1 protein-coding gene and 1 pseudogene are annotated in these 586 nt (G+C 44.7%); both read left to right on the forward strand.

What is annotated here, in order from left to right; genetic code table 11:
* Window positions 1-178 (forward strand): annotated as a pseudogene (locus FTE26_RS07060) (conjugal transfer protein TrbA); the annotation flags it as partial.
* Between the two features lie 118 nt (window positions 179-296).
* The gene (traQ, locus tag FTE26_RS07065; RefSeq protein ID WP_000624109.1) at window positions 297-581 is read left to right on the forward strand and encodes a type-F conjugative transfer system pilin chaperone TraQ; all 285 of its coding nucleotides are present in this window, start codon (window positions 297-299) and stop codon (window positions 579-581) included.
* The last annotated feature ends 5 nt before the right edge of the window (window positions 582-586 follow it).

The raw sequence follows: 586 nt of genomic DNA on the forward strand, positions 1-586 counted from the left end.
GTTTCTGTGTGGTGCAATTATGAATCAGGGCGCAGCAATGGTTGTTCCAATGGTTATTGGTTCATTACCGAACGTTACGAGCTTTGACGGGTTCAGAAGAATATTTATCTGTATTATGTTGTCATCGGTATGGTCCGGAGTGATGTGGTTTTTTATAAGGGGGCTTATGACAGGCTAAGTCATATAAAACGGTAATAAAAACCATACAAAATAATGAGATTGAACTGATTAATATCACACAAACGCGAATATTACAGACATAAATACTCTCATGTAAATAATAACCGGAGTTTAACATGATAAGTAAACGCAGATTCTCTTTACCCCGGCTTGATATTACGGGAATGTGGGTATTTTCCCTGGGTGTCTGGTTTCATATCGTCGCCCGTCTTGTTTACAGCAAACCCTGGATGGCTTTTTTTCTGGCGGAGCTGATTGCGGCCATCCTTGTGCTGTTCGGCGCATACCAGGTGCTGGATGCATGGATTGCCCGTGTCAGCCGGGAAGAGCGTGAGGCACTGGAAGCCAGGCAACAGGCCATGATGGAAGGGCAGCAGGAGGGCGGACATGTCTCTCACTAAATTAC

This window comes from Escherichia sp. S10b, from assembly GCF_028421345.1.
In the GTDB taxonomy this organism is placed as follows: Bacteria; Pseudomonadota; Gammaproteobacteria; order Enterobacterales; family Enterobacteriaceae; genus ECMA0423.